12 protein-coding genes and 2 pseudogenes are annotated in these 16,984 nt (G+C 61.7%); 7 read left to right on the forward strand and 7 right to left on the reverse strand.

What is annotated here, in order from left to right; all coding sequences use genetic code 11:
• Positions 1 to 171 precede the first annotated feature (171 nt).
• From FNU76_RS07965 to FNU76_RS07975, 3 genes and pseudogenes are all read left to right on the forward strand, one after another.
• Entirely contained in the window at positions 172 to 846 is a 675-nt protein-coding gene (locus FNU76_RS07965) for a YiaD family glycine zipper/OmpA-like lipoprotein (RefSeq protein ID WP_144277701.1), read from the forward strand.
• Positions 847 to 1,021: 175 nt separating this feature from the next.
• Positions 1,022 to 2,176, forward strand: a complete 1,155-nt coding sequence (locus FNU76_RS07970; protein WP_179958395.1) for an efflux RND transporter periplasmic adaptor subunit — start codon at positions 1,022 to 1,024, stop codon at positions 2,174 to 2,176.
• An 86-nt stretch (positions 2,177 to 2,262) separates the two neighbouring features.
• Positions 2,263 to 5,315: pseudogene (locus tag FNU76_RS07975) on the forward strand (efflux RND transporter permease subunit).
• Between the two features lie 24 nt (positions 5,316 to 5,339).
• Here the strand turns inward: FNU76_RS07975 and FNU76_RS07980 are convergent.
• The 4 genes from FNU76_RS07980 to FNU76_RS07990 form a co-directional block, all read right to left on the reverse strand.
• Positions 5,340 to 6,038: a hypothetical protein gene (locus FNU76_RS07980; RefSeq protein WP_144277703.1), complete on the reverse strand. Its 699-nt coding sequence runs from the start codon at positions 6,036 to 6,038 to the stop codon at positions 5,340 to 5,342.
• 348 nt (positions 6,039 to 6,386) lie between these two features.
• Complete coding sequence (locus FNU76_RS24865; RefSeq protein ID WP_263405648.1) at positions 6,387 to 7,034, reverse strand: S8 family serine peptidase; 648 nt, start codon at positions 7,032 to 7,034, stop codon at positions 6,387 to 6,389.
• Positions 7,031 to 8,200, reverse strand: coding sequence for a S8 family peptidase (locus FNU76_RS24870; protein WP_263405649.1), 1,170 nt, complete (start codon positions 8,198 to 8,200; stop codon positions 7,031 to 7,033). Before FNU76_RS24870 ends, FNU76_RS24865 begins: the two co-directional genes overlap by 4 nt.
• A gap of 692 nt (positions 8,201 to 8,892) precedes the next feature.
• Positions 8,893 to 9,246, reverse strand: a complete 354-nt coding sequence (locus FNU76_RS07990) for a 2Fe-2S iron-sulfur cluster-binding protein (RefSeq protein WP_144277704.1) — start codon at positions 9,244 to 9,246, stop codon at positions 8,893 to 8,895.
• Between the two features lie 117 nt (positions 9,247 to 9,363).
• On the opposite strand from FNU76_RS07990, the gene FNU76_RS07995 reads away from it, so the two are divergent.
• The 3 genes and pseudogenes from FNU76_RS07995 to FNU76_RS08000 all read left to right on the forward strand — a co-directional run bounded on the left by FNU76_RS07995 (position 9,364) and on the right by FNU76_RS08000 (position 12,085).
• Positions 9,364 to 11,334 carry a lytic transglycosylase domain-containing protein gene (locus FNU76_RS07995; RefSeq protein ID WP_179958396.1) on the forward strand — a complete coding sequence of 657 codons (1,971 nt, stop codon included), beginning with the start codon at positions 9,364 to 9,366 and terminating at the stop codon, positions 11,332 to 11,334.
• 72 nt (positions 11,335 to 11,406) lie between these two features.
• Positions 11,407 to 11,589, forward strand: a pseudogene (locus tag FNU76_RS24485) (glutathione S-transferase N-terminal domain-containing protein); the annotation flags it as partial.
• Position 11,590: 1 nt separating this feature from the next.
• The gene (locus tag FNU76_RS08000) at positions 11,591 to 12,085 is read left to right on the forward strand and encodes a glutathione S-transferase C-terminal domain-containing protein (RefSeq protein ID WP_223879264.1); all 495 of its coding nucleotides are present in this window, start codon (positions 11,591 to 11,593) and stop codon (positions 12,083 to 12,085) included.
• A 12-nt stretch (positions 12,086 to 12,097) separates the two neighbouring features.
• Here FNU76_RS08000 and FNU76_RS08005 read toward each other — a convergent pair whose 3' ends face one another.
• Together FNU76_RS08005 and FNU76_RS08010 are read right to left on the reverse strand one after the other, a co-directional pair.
• Positions 12,098 to 13,909 (reverse strand): monovalent cation:proton antiporter-2 (CPA2) family protein, encoded by a 1,812-nt coding sequence (locus tag FNU76_RS08005; protein ID WP_144277706.1) that lies wholly within the window; start codon positions 13,907 to 13,909, stop codon positions 12,098 to 12,100.
• A 138-nt stretch (positions 13,910 to 14,047) separates the two neighbouring features.
• On the reverse strand, positions 14,048 to 14,326 hold the full coding sequence (locus FNU76_RS08010; RefSeq protein ID WP_144277707.1) for an HU family DNA-binding protein: 279 nt from the start codon (positions 14,324 to 14,326) through the stop codon (positions 14,048 to 14,050).
• A gap of 660 nt (positions 14,327 to 14,986) precedes the next feature.
• Between FNU76_RS08010 and FNU76_RS08015 the strand changes: the two genes are divergently transcribed.
• On the forward strand, positions 14,987 to 15,871 hold the full coding sequence (locus FNU76_RS08015; RefSeq protein WP_144277708.1) for an Rpn family recombination-promoting nuclease/putative transposase: 885 nt from the start codon (positions 14,987 to 14,989) through the stop codon (positions 15,869 to 15,871).
• 133 nt (positions 15,872 to 16,004) lie between these two features.
• Here FNU76_RS08015 and FNU76_RS08020 read toward each other — a convergent pair whose 3' ends face one another.
• Entirely contained in the window at positions 16,005 to 16,961 is a 957-nt protein-coding gene (locus FNU76_RS08020) for a GGDEF domain-containing protein (RefSeq protein WP_179958397.1), read from the reverse strand.
• Between the last annotated feature and the right edge of the window lie 23 nt (positions 16,962 to 16,984).

Below are 16,984 nucleotides of genomic sequence, written 5' to 3' on the forward strand. Positions count from 1 at the left end.
CTTCAGTCTAGCGAGATCACGAAATTACAAAAAGCACTTAATAATTCGTTTTTTATTCAATTACGGAATAACGGAATTTTTTCACCCATTGCGTGTCTGCCCTGTCTGCTCGCAAAATCGCGCCCTCCCGGCTTTCCCGTACCACTTCGATGCAAACGGATATTCGACACCATGTATAAATTCAGCTTCAAGCAAGGCCTCTGCGCCGCCCTGGTCACCACCCTGCTGGCAAGCGGCTGCGCCAGCGACGGCAGCGGCATGACCAAGACCGGCCAGGGCGCCGTGATCGGCGCCTTGGGTGGCGCGGTCCTGGGAGCCGCCATCAACCACGACAATCGCGGCAAGGGCGCCTTGATCGGCGCGGTGGGCGGCGGATTGATCGGCACCGGCGTGGGCGCCTATATGGACAAGCAGGCCCAGGATCTGCAAAAGGTGCTGGCACCCGAAGTGCAGGCCGGCAATATCCGTATCGCCAAGCTGCCGGACAACAGCATCAAGATCATCATGACCGCCGCGACCGCCTTCAATAGCAATGCCAGCGAGATCAAGCCGGGCTTCTTCGGCAGCATGGACAAGATCGCCAAGGTGATGAACACCTATGGCAAGACCTCGATCACCATTCTTGGCCATACCGACAGCCAGGGCAGCGACGACCTGAACCAGGCCCTGTCGGAAAAACGCGCCACGGCGGTAGCGAACTATTTCCGCGGCCGTAATGTCAACAGCGCCCGGCTCGATGCCCAGGGTCACGGCAAGCGCCAGCCGGTGGCCAGCAACGCCACCGAAGCCGGCCGCGCCGAGAATCGCCGCGTGGAACTATATGTAGTCCCTATCGTCGCAGGCTAGTCCTTCGCGCCGTCACGCAGCACAGAAACGCCGGTCACGTACCGGCGTTTGCATTTATAAACATCTCTGACACCTCTGCAATCTTGTCTTCCGAATGCGAGTGCTAAACTTCATTTGGATAAGGCTTCGAGCCAATAAGCGCGCGGTTCCGTGCGGATATAAACCAAGGAGCAGCATGTCCCGCCGTATTGTTGTGTGTCTCGTGGGTGGAGGACTGGCCGCGCTGGTCGCCTGGGCCGCCCTTAAGCCAGCCGGCACGCCGGCTGACAAGGCCGGTGCGGCCAACAAGCCGCAGCTGGTTGGCGTGGTGTTGAGCCAGCACAAGGACGTGCCGGTACGGCTGGAGACCCAGGGGACAGTGGCTGCCTTGAACAGCGTGGAACTGCGGCCGCAGGTCGCCAGCACGGTGCGCGAACTGCATATCCGCGAAGGCCAGGATGTGGCGAAAGGCCAGCGCCTGTTCACCCTGGATGGCCGCAACGACGCCGCCAAGGTTGCCCAGGCCAGCGCCGACCTGGCGCAGGCGCGTGCCCAACTGGCCGATGCCGAACGCAACCTGGCCCGCTCGCGGCAACTGCTGCAACAGCAATTCGTCTCTCCAAGCGCGGTCGATACCGCCCAGTCCACGGTGGACAGCATGCGCGCCGCCGTCGCCGCCAAGCAGGCGGCCGTGGCTTCGGCCCAGGTCGGCCTCAGCTACCAAGCCATCCACGCCCCCTTCGCCGGACGAGCCGGCGCCATCGACGTCCATCCCGGCTCGCTGGTCCAGCCCGGCGCCGCCACGCCCTTGCTGACGCTAACCCAACTGGACCCGATCGCGGTCAGCTTCACCCTGCCCGAACAGGAACTGTCCCGCTTGTTGGCGGCGCAGCAAAGCGGCAAGGTGCCGGCCCTTGCCTTGCTGGAAAAGCAGGAATCCTTGCCTGGCCGGCTCAGCTTTATCGATAGCGCGGTCGATGCCGCCAGCGGCACCATTCGCGTCAAGGCGGAATTCGCCAATCCCGAACACCGGCTCTGGCCGGGCGCATTCGTGCGGATCGCAATCGAGCTGGGCGTGGACAAGAATGCCGTGCTATTGCCGGTGGGCAGCTTGCAGACCGGCCCGGCCGGCCAGTTTGTCTACCTGGTGGAGGCCGACGAGACCGTCAAGGCCCAGCCGATCAAACTGGCCCGCATCGTGACCGAACAGGGCAAGCAGTACGGCATCGTCACGGGCTTGGCGGGTGGCCAGAAGGTGGTGGCGGAAGGCGGCCAGAACCTGCGGCCGGGTGCAAAGGTGATGGAAAGCGCTGGGGCAAGTCGCGGCAAGGCCGCTTCCCACGGCAAATAGTCGCATACCCGCTACCACCTAACGATGCCACTGCATCGGAATCGATCGTCATGCATATATCCGAACTTTGCATTCGCCGCCCGGTAATGACGACCCTGTTGTCGATCTCGGTGGTATTGCTGGGCCTGTTCGCCTACCAGAAGCTGCCTATCGCGGCGCTGCCCTCTTTCGATACGCCAACCATCAATGTATCGGCCAATCTGCCGGGAGCCTCGCCGGAAACCATGGCGGCCTCGGTGGCGACGGTGCTGGAGAAGCAGTTTTCCACCATTGCCGGCCTGAAACTGATCACCTCGACTTCGCGCCAGAGTTCCACCTCCATCACGCTGGAATTCGATGAGGACCGCGATATCGACAAGGCGGCGGTGGATGTGCAAGCCGCCTTGCTGCGGGCCCAGCGTGCCTTGCCGGACGATATGACCGATCTGCCGTCCTATCGCAAGGTCAATCCGGCCGACCAGGCCATTATCCTGCTCAGCCTGACTTCGCCGTCGCTTTCCTTGTCGGAGCTGAACAACTATGCCGACAATCTGATCGCCCCCAGCCTCGCCACCATCAGTGGCGTGGCCCAGGTGAATGTCTATGGCCAGCGCAAATACGCGGTACGCGTCAGTATCGATCCCGACCGTCTGGCGGCCCGCAATTTGACCCTGTCGGATGTCAGCCAGGCCATACGCGCCGCCAACGCCAATAGTCCGGTCGGCGTGCTGGACGGGCAACGGCAGCAGTTGATTATCGAAGCCAATAAGCAGCTGACCGACGCCAATGCCTTTCGCCAGCTGGTGATCGCCCTGCGCGAGGGCCAGCCTGTCCGGCTGGGCGAGCTGGGCCGGGTCGAGGACAGCATCCAGACCCTGACCACCGGCGCCTTCATCAATGGCGAGGTGGGCATTGTCATGGGGGTGCAGCGCCAGCCCGATGCCAATACCGTGGAAGTGGTCGATCGGATCCGCGAGGTCATGCCGCGGCTGGTCAAGCAGATGCCGGCCTCCATCGGCGTACAGTTCCGCAATGACCGCTCCAGTTCCATCCGCGAAGCCATCCACGATGTGAACTTCACCCTGGGACTGACCGTGGTGCTGGTGGTGATGGTGATCTTCCTCTTCCTGCGCCGCGCCACCGCCACGCTGATCCCCACCGTCACCCTGCCGATCTCGCTGATCTCCACCTTCGCGCTGATGGCCTGGCTGGGCAACTCGCTCAACAATATCTCCTTGCTGGGCATCACCCTGGCCGTCGGCCTGGTGGTGGACGACGCCATCGTGGTTTTGGAAAACATCGTCCGCTATATCGAGGAGGGCATGGCGCCGTTCGATGCCGCCATCAAGGGCGCCAAGGAAGTGGCGTTTACCATCCTGTCGATCTCCCTGTCGCTGGTGGCCGTCTTTATCCCCATCTTCTTTATGCCCGGCGTCATCGGCAAGCTGTTCCACGAATTCGCCGTGGTAGTCAGCCTGGCGATCGTGATTTCCGGCATTGCTTCGCTGACCTTGATCCCGCTGCTGTGCGCCCGCCTGCTCAAGCACGAAGCGCATAATGCGCCGGCCGGACTGATCAGCCGGCTGTTCGAGCGGTTTTTCGAGCGCATGATCAACGGCTATCAGCGCTCGCTCGATAGCGCTCTGCGCCATCGCGCCGTGGTGCTGGGTGTCGCGCTGCTCACTTTCGTGCTGACGGCGGTGTTTTTCTACACCATACCCAAGGGCTTTTTTCCGGAAGAGGATATCGGCCAGATCACGGTCGGCACCGAGGGCGCCCTGGATGTGGCCTTTCCGACCATGCTGGGACTGCAGCAACAGGTCGAGGCCAAGCTGCGCCAAAGCCCGCACGTGGACCAGCTGGTGTCGGTCATCGGTGGCGGCATGAACAGCAATAATTCCGGCCGTTTCTTCCTGACGCTGAAACCGAAGGGCCAACGCCCGCCCATGAAACAAGTGGTGGAAGACCTGCGCAAATCGGTCGCCGGCATCACCGGGGTACGGGTGTTCTTCAATCCCGACCAGAACCTGCGCATAGGCGGCCGCCCCAGCAACAGTAAATACCAGTACACCTTGCAAAGCGTGCAATCCGGCGAACTCTACGAATGGGCGGAGAAATTGCAGAAGGCCCTGCAGAACGATCCGCTGCTACGCGATGTCAGTACCGATGCGCAACGCCGGGGCCTGCAAGCCACCCTGCAGATAGACCGGGAAAAGGCCGCGCGGCTGGGCGTGGATATGGCGACCCTGCGCGATACCCTCTACGCCGCGTTCGGCGATCGCCAGGTCGCGACCATCTATACCCCTAGCGACGACTACCCCGTCATGATGCGGCTGGACGATGCCTTCCGCAGCGACGAAAGCGCGTTTGCCAGGATACGGATACGGGCCGCCGGCGGTGAACTGGTACCGCTCAGCAGTTTTGCCACCGTCAAACGCACGATCGGCCCACCTCGGTCAATCACCAGGGCCAATTGCAGGCGGTCACCCTGTCGTTCAACCTGCCGCCGGGCGTCACCCTGGGCGAGGCATTGAAACGGGTCGATGCCGTCAAGCAGGAGCTGGGCGTACCGCAAACCATCCTCACCAGCCTGGGTGGGGACGCGGCCACCTTCCAGTCCAGCCAAGCTAGCCAAATGGCGCTTATCCTGCTGGCGCTGGTGGTTATCTATGTTCTGCTGGGTGTGCTGTACGAGAGTTTTATCCACCCCATCACCATCCTGGCCGGCTTGCCGTCGGCAGCGGTGGGCGCCTTGCTCACCTTGCGGCTGTTCGACCTGGAACTGACCTTGATCGCGGTGATCGGAATTCTGATGCTGATCGGCATCGTCAAGAAGAATGCCATCATGATGATCGACTTCGCGGTGGAGGCCCGCCACCAGGGTGAAAGCAACGCGCTCAACGCCATCCGCCAAGCCTGCCTGCTACGCTTCCGACCCATCATGATGACCACCCTGGCCGCCATGATGGGTGCGCTGCCCATCGCACTCGGCCTGGGCGCCGGCGCAGAACTGCGCCAGCCATTGGGCCTCGCGGTGGTCGGCGGGCTGATCTTCTCGCAACTGATCACGCTCTACATCACGCCGGTACTGTATGTCTTCTTCGATGGCCTGCAGGAGCGGGCGAGGCGGCGTTGGCGCCAGGCAGCGCCCGCTCGTTGATGGCGCTGCCGGAGAAAGGCAGCGTTATTTCATACCATTGATGATCGCCCGGCACATTTCGGTCAGCATGATCTGCAGCTGACTGATCATGGCGATCAGGTTGTTGAAAAGCTGAACGATTTTCTGGATAAGCAGATTGTCCTGGGCATTCTGGTCGGTACCTTGTTGGCCAATGGCGTCCGCAGCCGCTTTGAGCTGCTCGTAGTGGCCCCGGTCCGCAAATTTTTCCTTTTCACCTTTCTCTTTAACCCAAAGAAAAAATTCCATCTTCTCACCATCCGGCAATGGCGTACCCTGTGCTCGATTATGAATTCTGTTCCATTTGTCGAGAGTAGCGGGAGAGTCCGGTCCTATATTACGTTCCTCCATCCATCGGTCGATGCCTTTGCCATCGATAGGAATACTCAAGCGCCTGAATTCGTCGATGATCTTTTGGTCAAGCTTTATCGTGGAACCGGGATCTTTCCCTTGAAAATCGGAAATGACGGACTGGACCTTTGCGGCCAGTGCGGTACATTGGCGCGCATAGTCCGCCCGCTTCTTCATTTCCTGGAACTTGGCATCGGCGCGTTCGGCGGCAATACGCACCAGCCCCGCCAATATATCAAGCGCGTCCGATATGACATTGTTGCCGAGGATAGGCGGCGTCCCCAGGAATCCCGTGTCTGCAGTCGCCGGCTCGGCAAGGACGTTCACGGGCGGCATGGTAAGAACTTCGGGCATATGAGTAGCTCCTGTTTCAATTGCCTGGAATAAGTTATGCAGGGAATATTTTCGATAGCCTGCTCTTCAAAACCATTCGCAGGTCGGTTGGATTTTTTGGGCACTACATGCACAAAGCTGCAAATCGCACCCCAATGCAAAGCAAGCCTTGCACAGTGCCCATTGTAAGAAGTAGTCGCTCACCCGCCTTTTCACCACACGGCAAAACTATCGCTTTTGGAAACATGAACATGCTGGGATACGGCGCGCAGCTACGCTCATAAGCCATGAAAAAGCCGGCGCCAAAAAGGCGCCGGCTTTTTCATGGGCGGCGGCAACCCGTACCGGGCCGCCGTCCTGCCGGTTGGCTTACCAGTTGAACTTCAGGGTGTATTTGCCATTGGTCGACCCCGTGCCGCCGGAGTAGTACATCACCTTCACATAGCGGACGGCCGAAGCGCCGCTGCTATTGCCGGACGATGCGGTATCGACCTTGCCGGCGCCCAGTTCGCTCTTGGCGAGCTGGGTGCTGCTGGCGTTATATATATAGAGGTCGTAGTCGGCGGTGCTGCTGCCTGGCGTCATGGTGGCCGTCAGCGTCTTGCCTGCCGGCAGGGTCACCTTGAACCAGTCGGCATCGCTGCTGCTGCCCATATTGGCGTTCAGCGTAACCGGTGCGGCAACCGTGTTGGCCGTGGCCAGCGTATTGTTCGATTCGGTTTCGCTATTGCCCGGAATGTCGCCTATGGCTGCCTTGACGGCGGCGAAGGCATCCAGCATGCCGGTGCCGCAACCGCTGCACGATGCAACGAAGGGGCGGGCCGAGGACTTCAGCAGGCTTTCGACCTGATCGGGCGTCAGCGAAGGCTTGGCCGCGATCATCAGCGCCGCAACGGCCGCCACATGCGGCGTGGCCATCGAGGTGCCCTGGAAGAAGGCGTAGTTGTCCGCGCCGGGCGCCGAGGTACCGGCATTCAGGGTGGACAGGATGCCGTTCGGATCGGTAGCGCTATTCATCGCGCCACCGGGCCGGACAGATCGACGACGGTGCCGAAGTTGGAGTAATACGCACGTGCGCCGGTCTTGCCGTATGCCGCCACGGTCACCACGCCGGCGCAATTGGCCGGATTGGAGTTCCTGGCATCCTGCGATTCGTTGCCGGCCGCCACCACCACTACGGTCCCGCGCGCGCGGGCTGCATTGATGGCGTTTTGCGAGGTAGCGTCACACGCACCCGGGCCGCCCAGCGACATATTGATCACGCGGGCAGGATTGGGGTTGGCCGGCAGGCCAGCCACCGAACCACCGGACGCCCAGATCATGCCGTCGGCGATATCGGAGGTATAGCCGCCGCACTTGCCCAGCACCCGGACCGGCAGCACCTTGGCGTTGTAGGCAAGGCCCGCCACGCCGATGCCGTTATGGGTCACCGCCGCAATCGTGCCGGCCACATGGGTGCCGTGCCAGCTGGAGTCGCTGGCTTCTTCGCCTACGCCGCACTCCTCGGCGACCACGGCATCGCCGGTATCGCGCGCATCGCTGTCGCGGCCATTGCCGTCGTTGCCGGTTTCGGCATCGTTGATCATGTCGTAGCCGCCGACGATATTGGCGGCCAGGTCGACGTGCGGACGATAGCCGGTATCCAGCACCGCCACCACCACGCCGCTACCGGTCGACAGATCCCAGGCCGCCGGGGCATTCACACCGGCCACGCTGTTCTGCAGGTCCCACTGGTCGCTCCAGCGCGCATCGTTCGGATTGGCCGCCATGATGCGCAGGATGCGGTCCGGCTCGGCGTATTCGATGCTGGTGTCGCCCTTGGCCATTTCAGCGGCCATGCTGGCCACTTGGCCGACCGGCATGCGCTTGTCCAGCTTCCACACCTGGGTGCCCATGCCGCCATGGCGCAGGAAGCGGGCGTTGCCGCCGAAACGGCCGACCGCGCTCTGGATACGCGATTGCCGTTCGGCCGCCACGGTCGCCTTGGCCGTTGCGCCACTGGCGCTGGCGGCCTGCAGCGAGGTCACGCCGCTGTCACGATACTTCACAATAATCCGGTCGGTGCTCTGTCCCTTGGGTGCCACTGCCACCTGTGCCGCCACGGCCGATCCGGCCAGCAGGCCAAGGGCAACCGCTACACCGCTTTTCCTGAAAAGCGGTGCCCATGCTGTGCTTCTTTTCATCTACTTAGCTCCGTTTGTATTGCTACTTCGCGCCGGGGCTCCGCCGGCGCTGGGATGTAAACCACCGTCCGTCTACCGCTGGTGCGGTGACAGTCGTGGAGCCTGGGGGGTGTCGGGGAACGACCGTGCGTTAAACAGGCACGGTGTAGTCGGCGGCGGAGCCGGATAAAGCGAGGCCGGCGGGAGAAAAATCCCGGACCGGTAAAGGCGCTTGAGCGCGAGCAAACCAGAACATGCCAAACCCTCCGTGGCAGGCGCGCACCCATGGCGCGGCCTCGCCGAGACGAAAACGGCTGGCCGGGCGCGTGGCCCGGCGGCGTGTATTCAGAAACTGGAAATGCGTTGGGAAGCTGAACCCGGCGGATGGATATCCACACACAGGGCGACCGGTCTGTATGCCGATTCGAAGTGGAGGCAATCTATCCACATCGAGTTGTCATAACAATATTTTTGTCATCTTTGTTGACAACTCGCAACAACAGGAGACGTAAAAAAGCCACCTGAATGCATCGGAAACGAGCATACAGGCGGCTCCACCCATTCCGCATAAATTGGTATTTTTACAATGGAATCAACCAGATCAGAACAGCGCGCTTCATTGCGGAGGCGCAAAATCAAGGTGGTGGTTTTTTTGTCATTCTGAAATGGATGCCAAAGCAGGAGGCCGTGCGGATTTTCCGACCCTACCAGTCCTACCAGTTTACTTTCAAGACCCCTTCCGGCAGGCGCACGTGACAGGCCAAGCGGGGCAGATCCGGGTGATCGGGCAGGCTGGCGGCCTGTCGTTGCGACTCATCGAGCAAGTCCAGCCGGGCGAGGACGTTGCGCTCCTTGCCCGTCATCACCACCTGCCGCTCGGCGTCCTCTTCCAAGGGCTGCAAGCGGACCACGCAGGCTCCGCAGGTTCCCTGTCCGCAACGCCAGTAAAGCGGTAAGCGCCCTTCGCGCGACAGTTCGCGAACGGCATCGATCAGCAGACTGCCGTCATCGGCATGGACTTCCAATGCGGCGCGCATACCGCCGCCTTGCAGGACAAGCAGGGTCATTTCCGGACTCCGGACAGGCGGGAAAGCCAGGCGGGCCCGGCAACTTCCGAACCCCGCGTAAACGCTGATGGCGCCTGTGTTACATTAGTTTTAATACGATCTATTCCATGCCCCATTATGAAGCCTTTGCTCCCCTCGCTCTTGCTTGGCCTTGCCACCCTTTTTTGCCATGCCGCGCTAGTGGACGATATGGACAGCGCCCGTGAGGCCGCCCGCACCGGCAAGCTGGAAAGACTGGCCGACATCACCCTCCGTACCGACGGTACCGCGCTGGAAATGTACCCGCGCTATTGGCTGCTGTCGGTACAGCTCGAACAGCTTTCCGAGACCGAAATCCTGGCCTTCCTGGAACGCTACAAGGGTAGCCTGCTGGCGGATCGCCTGCGTGGCGAATGGCTGAAGATCCTGGCCAAACGCGGTAGTTGGGCGCAGTTCGAACGCGAATGGCCCAAATTGATCCAATGGGAAGTCGGCAGCGAGCTGCACTGCGACCGCCTGCAACTGGCCCAGGTCCAACGCGACCAGGCCATGTTGGCGCAGGAAGGCAAACCGCTGTGGTTCAAGCCTCGCGCCATGCCGGAAGCCTGCGCGCCGGTATTCGACGCACTGTTCGCGACCGGCCAGCTGGACAACGAAGCGGTCTGGATGCGCATTCGCCTGGCGCTGGAAGCCAACAATGCCGAATTCGCCATCCAGTTGCTGCCGCGGCTGGCCAATCCGGCCGGCATCGACGCGAAGAAAACCCGCGCCGTATTGGGCAAGCCGGAAAAAGCCATGAGCGGCCTGACCTTGCTCAGCCGCGGGGGACGGACCCTGGCCTTGTATGCCATCGATCGCGCCGGCCGCGATGAGCCGGACCGTGGCCACGCCCTGCTGGACAAGGTGCTGGATCGATTGCCGGAAGGCGACCGGCGCCATGCCTGGAGCCGGCTGGGCTACCACGCCGCTCGCCGCCTGGATGCCCGTGCCTTGACCTGGTATGGCAAGGGCGAAGCGCTGACCCGCCTCGATGAGGAAGGCCGCGCCTGGTACGTACGCGCCGGCTTGCGCGCGGGCGACTGGCAGGCCGTCGCCAACGGTATCGACGCCATGCCGGACGGAGAGAAAAGCATCGCCGCCTGGCGCTATTGGCGCGCCCGCGCCTACCAGCACGCCGGCCAGCCGGCGGAGGCCAATAAGCGCTATGCCGAGTTGTCCACCGAGCACCACTACTACGGCTTGCTGGCCCGCGAGGAAATGGGCACGGTGATCGATACCTCGCAAGGCCGCTACAAGCCGAACAATGACGAACTGCAAGCCATTCGCCTGCTACCCAATATCGAACGCGCCCTGGCGCTCAACACCATGAATTGGCGCACCGAGGCCCTGCGCGAGTGGAACTGGGCCATGCGCGGCCTGAGCGACCGGCAATTGCTGGCCGCCGCCGAGGTGGCGCGGCAAAGCCGCTGGTACGACCGCGCCATCTATTCGGCGGAGCGCACGCGTGAATTGCATGACTTCAGCCTGCGCTTCCTGGCCCCCTACCGCGATGTCACCCAGGTCTATGCGCGCGATCTCGGCTTGGACGAGGCCTGGATGTATGGGTTGATACGGCAGGAAAGCCGCTTTGTCACCGTCGCACGCTCCAGCGTGGGCGCCCAGGGCCTGATGCAGCTGATGCCGGCCACCGCCCGCTGGGTGGCCAAAAGGATGGGGGTCAGCTACTCCCCGAGCGCCGTGAACGAAATCGGCACCAATGTGCAACTGGGGACCTATTATCTCAAGTACGTGCTGGACAGCCTGGGCAACCAGCCGGTACTGGCCAGCGCGGCCTACAACGCCGGCCCGGGCCGGGCGCGCAACTGGCGGGCGGACCGGCCGCTGGAAGGCGCGATCTATGCCGAAAACATCCCCTTCAGCGAAACCCGCGATTACGTAAAGAAGGTCATGGCCAACGCCGTCTACTACGCCCAGGCTTTCGGCAAGGGCGAAACCTCGCTCAAGCGCCGCATGGGCGTGGTGCCGGCCAAGGGCGGCAGCGAAGCGGACGTCGACACCGCGCCGCCCGCCCAAGGCGGCGGCGACGCGGTCCAGGCCGAGCAGCCATAAGCCGCTTTATCCACTACGGCGCCGGGAGCCACTACCCTGGCGCCGGCATGCAACACCCCTAGAGAGACAACCATGCGACTTGTCATCGGTAACAAAGCCTACTCCTCCTGGTCCTTGCGCCCCTGGTTGCTGCTCCGGCAATTCGACATTCCATTCGAAGAGATTCTGATCCCGCTGTACCAAGCCGACAGCGGCACGGCCCTGCTGAAGTACGCGCCGACCGGCAAGGTGCCCAGCCTGCACGACGGCGCCGTCAATGTCTGGGAGTCCCTGGCTATCTGCGAATACCTGGCCGAATTGCATCCGGACAAGCCCCTGTGGCCGACCGACCGCGCCCAACGCGCCGAAGCGCGCGCTATCGGCCGAAATGCATGCCGGCTTCAGCGCCCTGCGCCAGCATTACCCCTTCAACGCCCGCCGTGTCCTGCCGGCCGCTCCGCGCCCGCCCGAAGTGGAACGCGATATCACCCGCTTCTCCGCCCTGGTGGAAAGCCTACGGGTCCGCTTCGCCGCCCGCGGCCCCTTCCTGATGGGTGAATTCAGCATCCTCGACGCGATGTACGCGCCGGTCGCCGGCCGTTGCCGGACCTATTCCATCGCCCTGCCCAGCCGCAGCCAGGCCTGGGTGGACCATATCCTGGCACTGCCGGCCATGGTCGAATGGTATGCGGCGGCGGCGGAAGAGCCATGGATACTGCCCGCCAGCGAACCCCAGGGTGCGGCTGACGACACCTCCGGCGCGACCGCGTAGCCAGCCGGACGTTCACCCCCAGCTACGCATATCGTCGATGCCGGGCGTGCCGGGCGGCTTGTCGCCGCTGTCCGCCACGTCCGCCTCGAATAGATCCTCCAGCTCGCGCATCGCGTCGCGCGAGGTCTGTATCAGCGCGGTTTCGTCGTGGTGCACGGCGTATTGGCGTACCAGCAGCGCCTCGTCGTGCTGGCGAAAGGTCGCCAGCGTGGCGGCGCTGACCGCCGCCGAGATACCCAAGCCCTGCAACACCTCGCCGGACATCTCCAGGCTGGCGGCGAAGGTCTCGCGGGTCACCGCCTCCACGCCCAGATCGCGCAACCGGTAGTAATGGAAACGATTGCGGGCGCGGGCATAGATCTTCAGGTGCGGGAAATGCTGGCGCACGGTCGCGGCGGTCTTCAAGGAGGCCTCCACGTCGTCGATGGCCAGCACAAAGAGCTTGGCCCGCTCCGCCCCCGCCGCGCGCAACAGATCCAGCCGCGATGCATCGCCATAATGGATGCGGTTGCCGAAGCGGCGGACGAAATCCACCTGTTCGAAACTGGACTCCAGCACGGTGGCGGAAATCTTGCGCGTGCGCAGCACCCGCGCCACGATCTGGCCGAAACGGCCAAAACCGGCAATGATGACGCTGTGATCTTCCGCATCGATCTGATCGAATTCGCGCGGCGCATCGCCTTCCAGCCGAGGGGCCACCCAGCGCTCATGCACGCCCACCAGCAAGGGCGTCAGCGCCATCGACAGGGTGACGACCATGGCCAGCAGATCGGCGGTCCGTTCATCCATCAATTGCTGGCCCACGGCCAGCGTCAGCAAGACAAAGGCAAACTCGCCGCCCTGTGCCAGGTAGACGGCGAACCGCCGCGCCGCCCGTCCATCCATGCCCGCCAGCTTGCCGATCAGATGCAGCACCAGCGCCTTTACCGCCATCAGCCCCAATGCCAGCCCCAGCAGCAGGAATGGCCGCTCCAGCAAGAGACCCAGGTTGGCGGCCATGCCCACCGCGACGAAGAACAAGCCCAGCAGCACACCCTTGAAAGGCTCGATATTCGCTTCCAGTTCGTGCCGGTATTCGGAATCGGCAAGCAAGACCCCCGCCAGGAAGGCGCCCAGCGACATGCTCAAGCCAGCGGCTTCCAGGCCCCAGGCCGTCGCCATCACGATCAGCAGCGTGGCCATCACGAAGAGTTCGTGGCTGTTGGCCCGCGCCACCCGGCGCAAGACCGCCCGCAGCACGTAGCGCCCGCCCAGCGCCACGCCCAGGACCGCGGCAAGCGACACCCAGGCCGAGGGACGGCTGGCTGCCGCGGCAGCGGGCGACAGCAGCGGCAGAATGGCCAGCAGGGGGATCACCGCCAGATCCTGGAACAACAGCACGGCGAAGCCATCACGCCCGTGCCGGCTGGTCAGTTGGTGCTTTTCCGCCAACATCTGCAGCACAAAGGCGGTGGAGGAAAGCGACAGCGCCAAGCCGGCCACCATCGCCGCCAAGGGCGGCAAGCCCAGCAGCCAGGCCGCCCCGCCCAGCAGCAGGCTGGTCAGCAATACCTGCGCCCCGCCCAGGCCGAACACGGCGCGGCGCAGCACCCACAGGCGCGAGGGCTGCAATTCCAGGCCGATGATAAACAGCAGCAGCACCACGCCAAACTCGGTGGTATGCAGAATGGCTTCCGGCTGGTCGATCAGGCGCAAGCCCCAGGGGCCGATCGCGACACCGGCCGCCAGATAGCCCAACACCGAGGCAAGGCCGAAGCGCTTGAGCAGGGGCACGGCCACCACGGCGGAGGCGAGCAGGACGACCCCTTGAGAAAGTAGAGACATGGTAGATCCGAAAATTGATGTCGCACGCCGACAAGCCTTCGGCGCGGCCCTGACACTGTAGCAGTCCAGGCCTGCCGGCGAAAAAAAACCCCGCTGCAGCGGCCGCTGCGGCGGGGTTTTTCAGCAGCGGACGTCGAATTAGACGTTCACGGCATCCTTCAACGCCTTCAGTGCGCTGAAGGCAGGCGACTTGCGTGCGGCGATCTGAATGGCTTCACCCGTCTTCGGGTTACGGCCGGTCTTGGCAGCCTTGGCCTTGACAGTGAACTTGCCCACGCCTGGCAGCAGGGCTTCGTCGCCCTTGGCCAGCGCGTCGCGCAGGGCATCGCCCAGCGCATCGACAAAAGCTTCGGTCACGGTCTTCGGTTGTTGGGTGCGCTCGGCCAGCGCGTCGATCAGCTCTTTTTTGGTCCGCATAGGAATCTCTCAGAAAGGACGTCTTGGGAAAGCCCGGTCGGGCTTGGTGCGCATCGAAACACGCTTTGCCATTAAAGGCAAATGCACCGGGCCTCGATGATCAGCGCGAACCCTACCCTATAGCGGCGCAGCAATTCAACACCTAAAGTGCATCCAGCCCCCGAAAATGCCGCTTCGCTGGACATTTGTTTCCCTCTTCGACCGGCCGCCAAGCCGCGTCCCTATTGGCTTTCAGGCCTGCCCGGCCGGCTTTTGGTAAAATTCTATGCTATCTGGATAACAACGCCTGAAAATGGTGTCTCCAGCGCCCGCCACACGGCCCCACACGGCTTGCGCCTGACGGAGGAAGCGGCGAGGGCCCACGACCGGGCTCTCGGAACGCGTGGCGATCCAGTCAGTACACCAGGACTGCCCAGCCGGTTTACCCGCCGGAGGCGAGCCCGGTTGAAGTGATGTGAGTGATTTAACTTGCGTCCGAAACCCTGCCCGACCAGGGCGTACGGCTAATTGACCCTATGGATCGATCGGCATAGAATATTTTACTCCACCCATTTAAAACATCATGTTGGCTTGAATGATATTTCTTGACTTTAACTTGCGGAAAAATCAATTGGTGAATTTTTTATGTGCTGTTGCTAATTAAAAAGGGAGTCATCCATTATGGAAATGATCAGCCCACGCGTGGACATTGCCTTCAAGAAGCTCTTCGGAGTGGAAGAAAACAAAGATTTACTGATTTCCCTGGTGAATGCCATCGTAGACGAAGCGGATCAGATCACCGACGTCACGCTTCTTAATCCGTATAATAGCAGCAACTTCTGGAGGGATAAAATCTCCATCCTCGATCTCAAGGCAAAGGGCAACAATGGGCAACTGCTTAATATTGAAATCCAGGTCAATGACGTAGCGGATTACGATAAACGTGCGCTTTACTATTGGGCAAAGCTATATACGGACCAGCTCGGGGAAGGCGCTGGCTATGACAGGCTGGCCAAGGCGATTGGCATTCATATACTTAACTTCAACTCCATTCCGGGCGTGGAGGGATACCACAATGTTTTCCGCATCCGGAAGGACGATGGCAAGCTGCATTACTTTCAAGACCTGGAATTGCATACCATCGAATTGAAGAAATTTACTTCGGATGCCGAGGAAGGGATTGCCGATATTGTCGCCAAGATCAAGGAGCCGCTCGATCGATGGGTGGCATTCCTGACTCGGCATGATTTAATGAACAAAGATCACCTTCCATCCAGCTTGAACAGTCCAGCGATCAGGAGAGCCCTGAATGTTCTGGAGTATATGAGTTTCGGAAAAGATGAAAGGGAAGCTTATGAAGGGCGCCTCAAATGGCTAAGAACGGAAGCCGGTGCGCTTAAGAAACATGGAACGGAAAAATTCGAGGAAGGAAAGCTGGAGGGAAAACTGGAAGGGAAAATCGAGGTTGCCAAAGCGCTACTGAAAGAGCACATGGCAATGCAAGCCATTGTCAACGTTACCGGATTGCCTTTGCAACAAATCGAAGCCATTGGACTGGAACGATGAATAAACGGGGCTTCTGAAAAGCCGGTACGATGAAAAAATAGGGAATGGGTGCCGCATGGTTTTCCAAGGCCGTGCAACTTGGCCAACCGCGCGGACGCCCTCTGCCGTAGGACATCGAGTTCTCGCCGCCGTACTAGTCCGCGAACACCATCTGATCTCGTCCGGCACCCTTGGCGCGGTACATGGCCTGATCCGCGCGCAGCAGCATGGCATGGCCGTTTTCGTCGGCCTTCAGCTCCGCCACACCGGTCGAGAAGCGGATTTCGATGTGCTGGTTCTGATAAAAGTAGGGCGTTTTGGCATTGACCTGGCGCAAGCGGTCGATCACGAAACGGGCGCCGTTCAAATCGGTTTCCGGCAATAACACCAGAAATTCCTCGCCGCCGTAGCGCACCAGGATGTCGCTTTCCCGCAGCACCGCTTTGGCGATACTGCTGAAGTGCATCAGCACTTTGTCGCCGACCAGGTGGCCATGGCGGTCATTGACCCGCTTGAACTCGTCGAGATCGAGGATGGCGACGGTCAGCGCATAGGCCGCCCGCCGTACCCGCTTCACCTCCCGTGCCAGCAAATGCTCCAGCCCTTGCCGGTTCAACGCGCCGGTCAACGGATCCTGTTCCAGCGTCTTGCGATTGAGGGCCAGATCGGTCTGGATCTTATCCATCGCCTGCTTCAGTTCCTGCAGATCGCGATGCGAACTGGAGACCGTCTGCCGCACGCTGCCGGTCGATTCGATCAGCTCGCCCAGCACCGCCTGCAGCTGCTCCGGATCGTTGCTGCTGCGCAGTGTATCGAGCGACTTGTCCATCACCGCACCGCCGCGCGACAAGTCTTCCAGCAGCAGTCCGGAGGCTTCGTTCATACCGTCCAGCACATCGGACACCCTGAACAATACCTGGTAGGCACTCTTCAATTCCTCGCTGCTCTTGTCGGTAGGCGACTTGATGGCGGCGATAGCGTTGTAGAATTTCGTATAATTTTCCGGCGTTGGCGGCAAACCCAGTTCGGCAAGGCGCTTGAGCGCCACCCTGGCGATATCCGACGGCGTCAGGGTATGAGATGGTGAAGGCGTCGCCGTGCGTTCGTTCATTGTCATCCACCACTGAGGAGCGC

The organism is Chitinimonas arctica (assembly GCF_007431345.1).
GTDB classification, from domain to species: Bacteria; Pseudomonadota; Gammaproteobacteria; order Burkholderiales; family Chitinimonadaceae; genus Chitinimonas; species Chitinimonas arctica.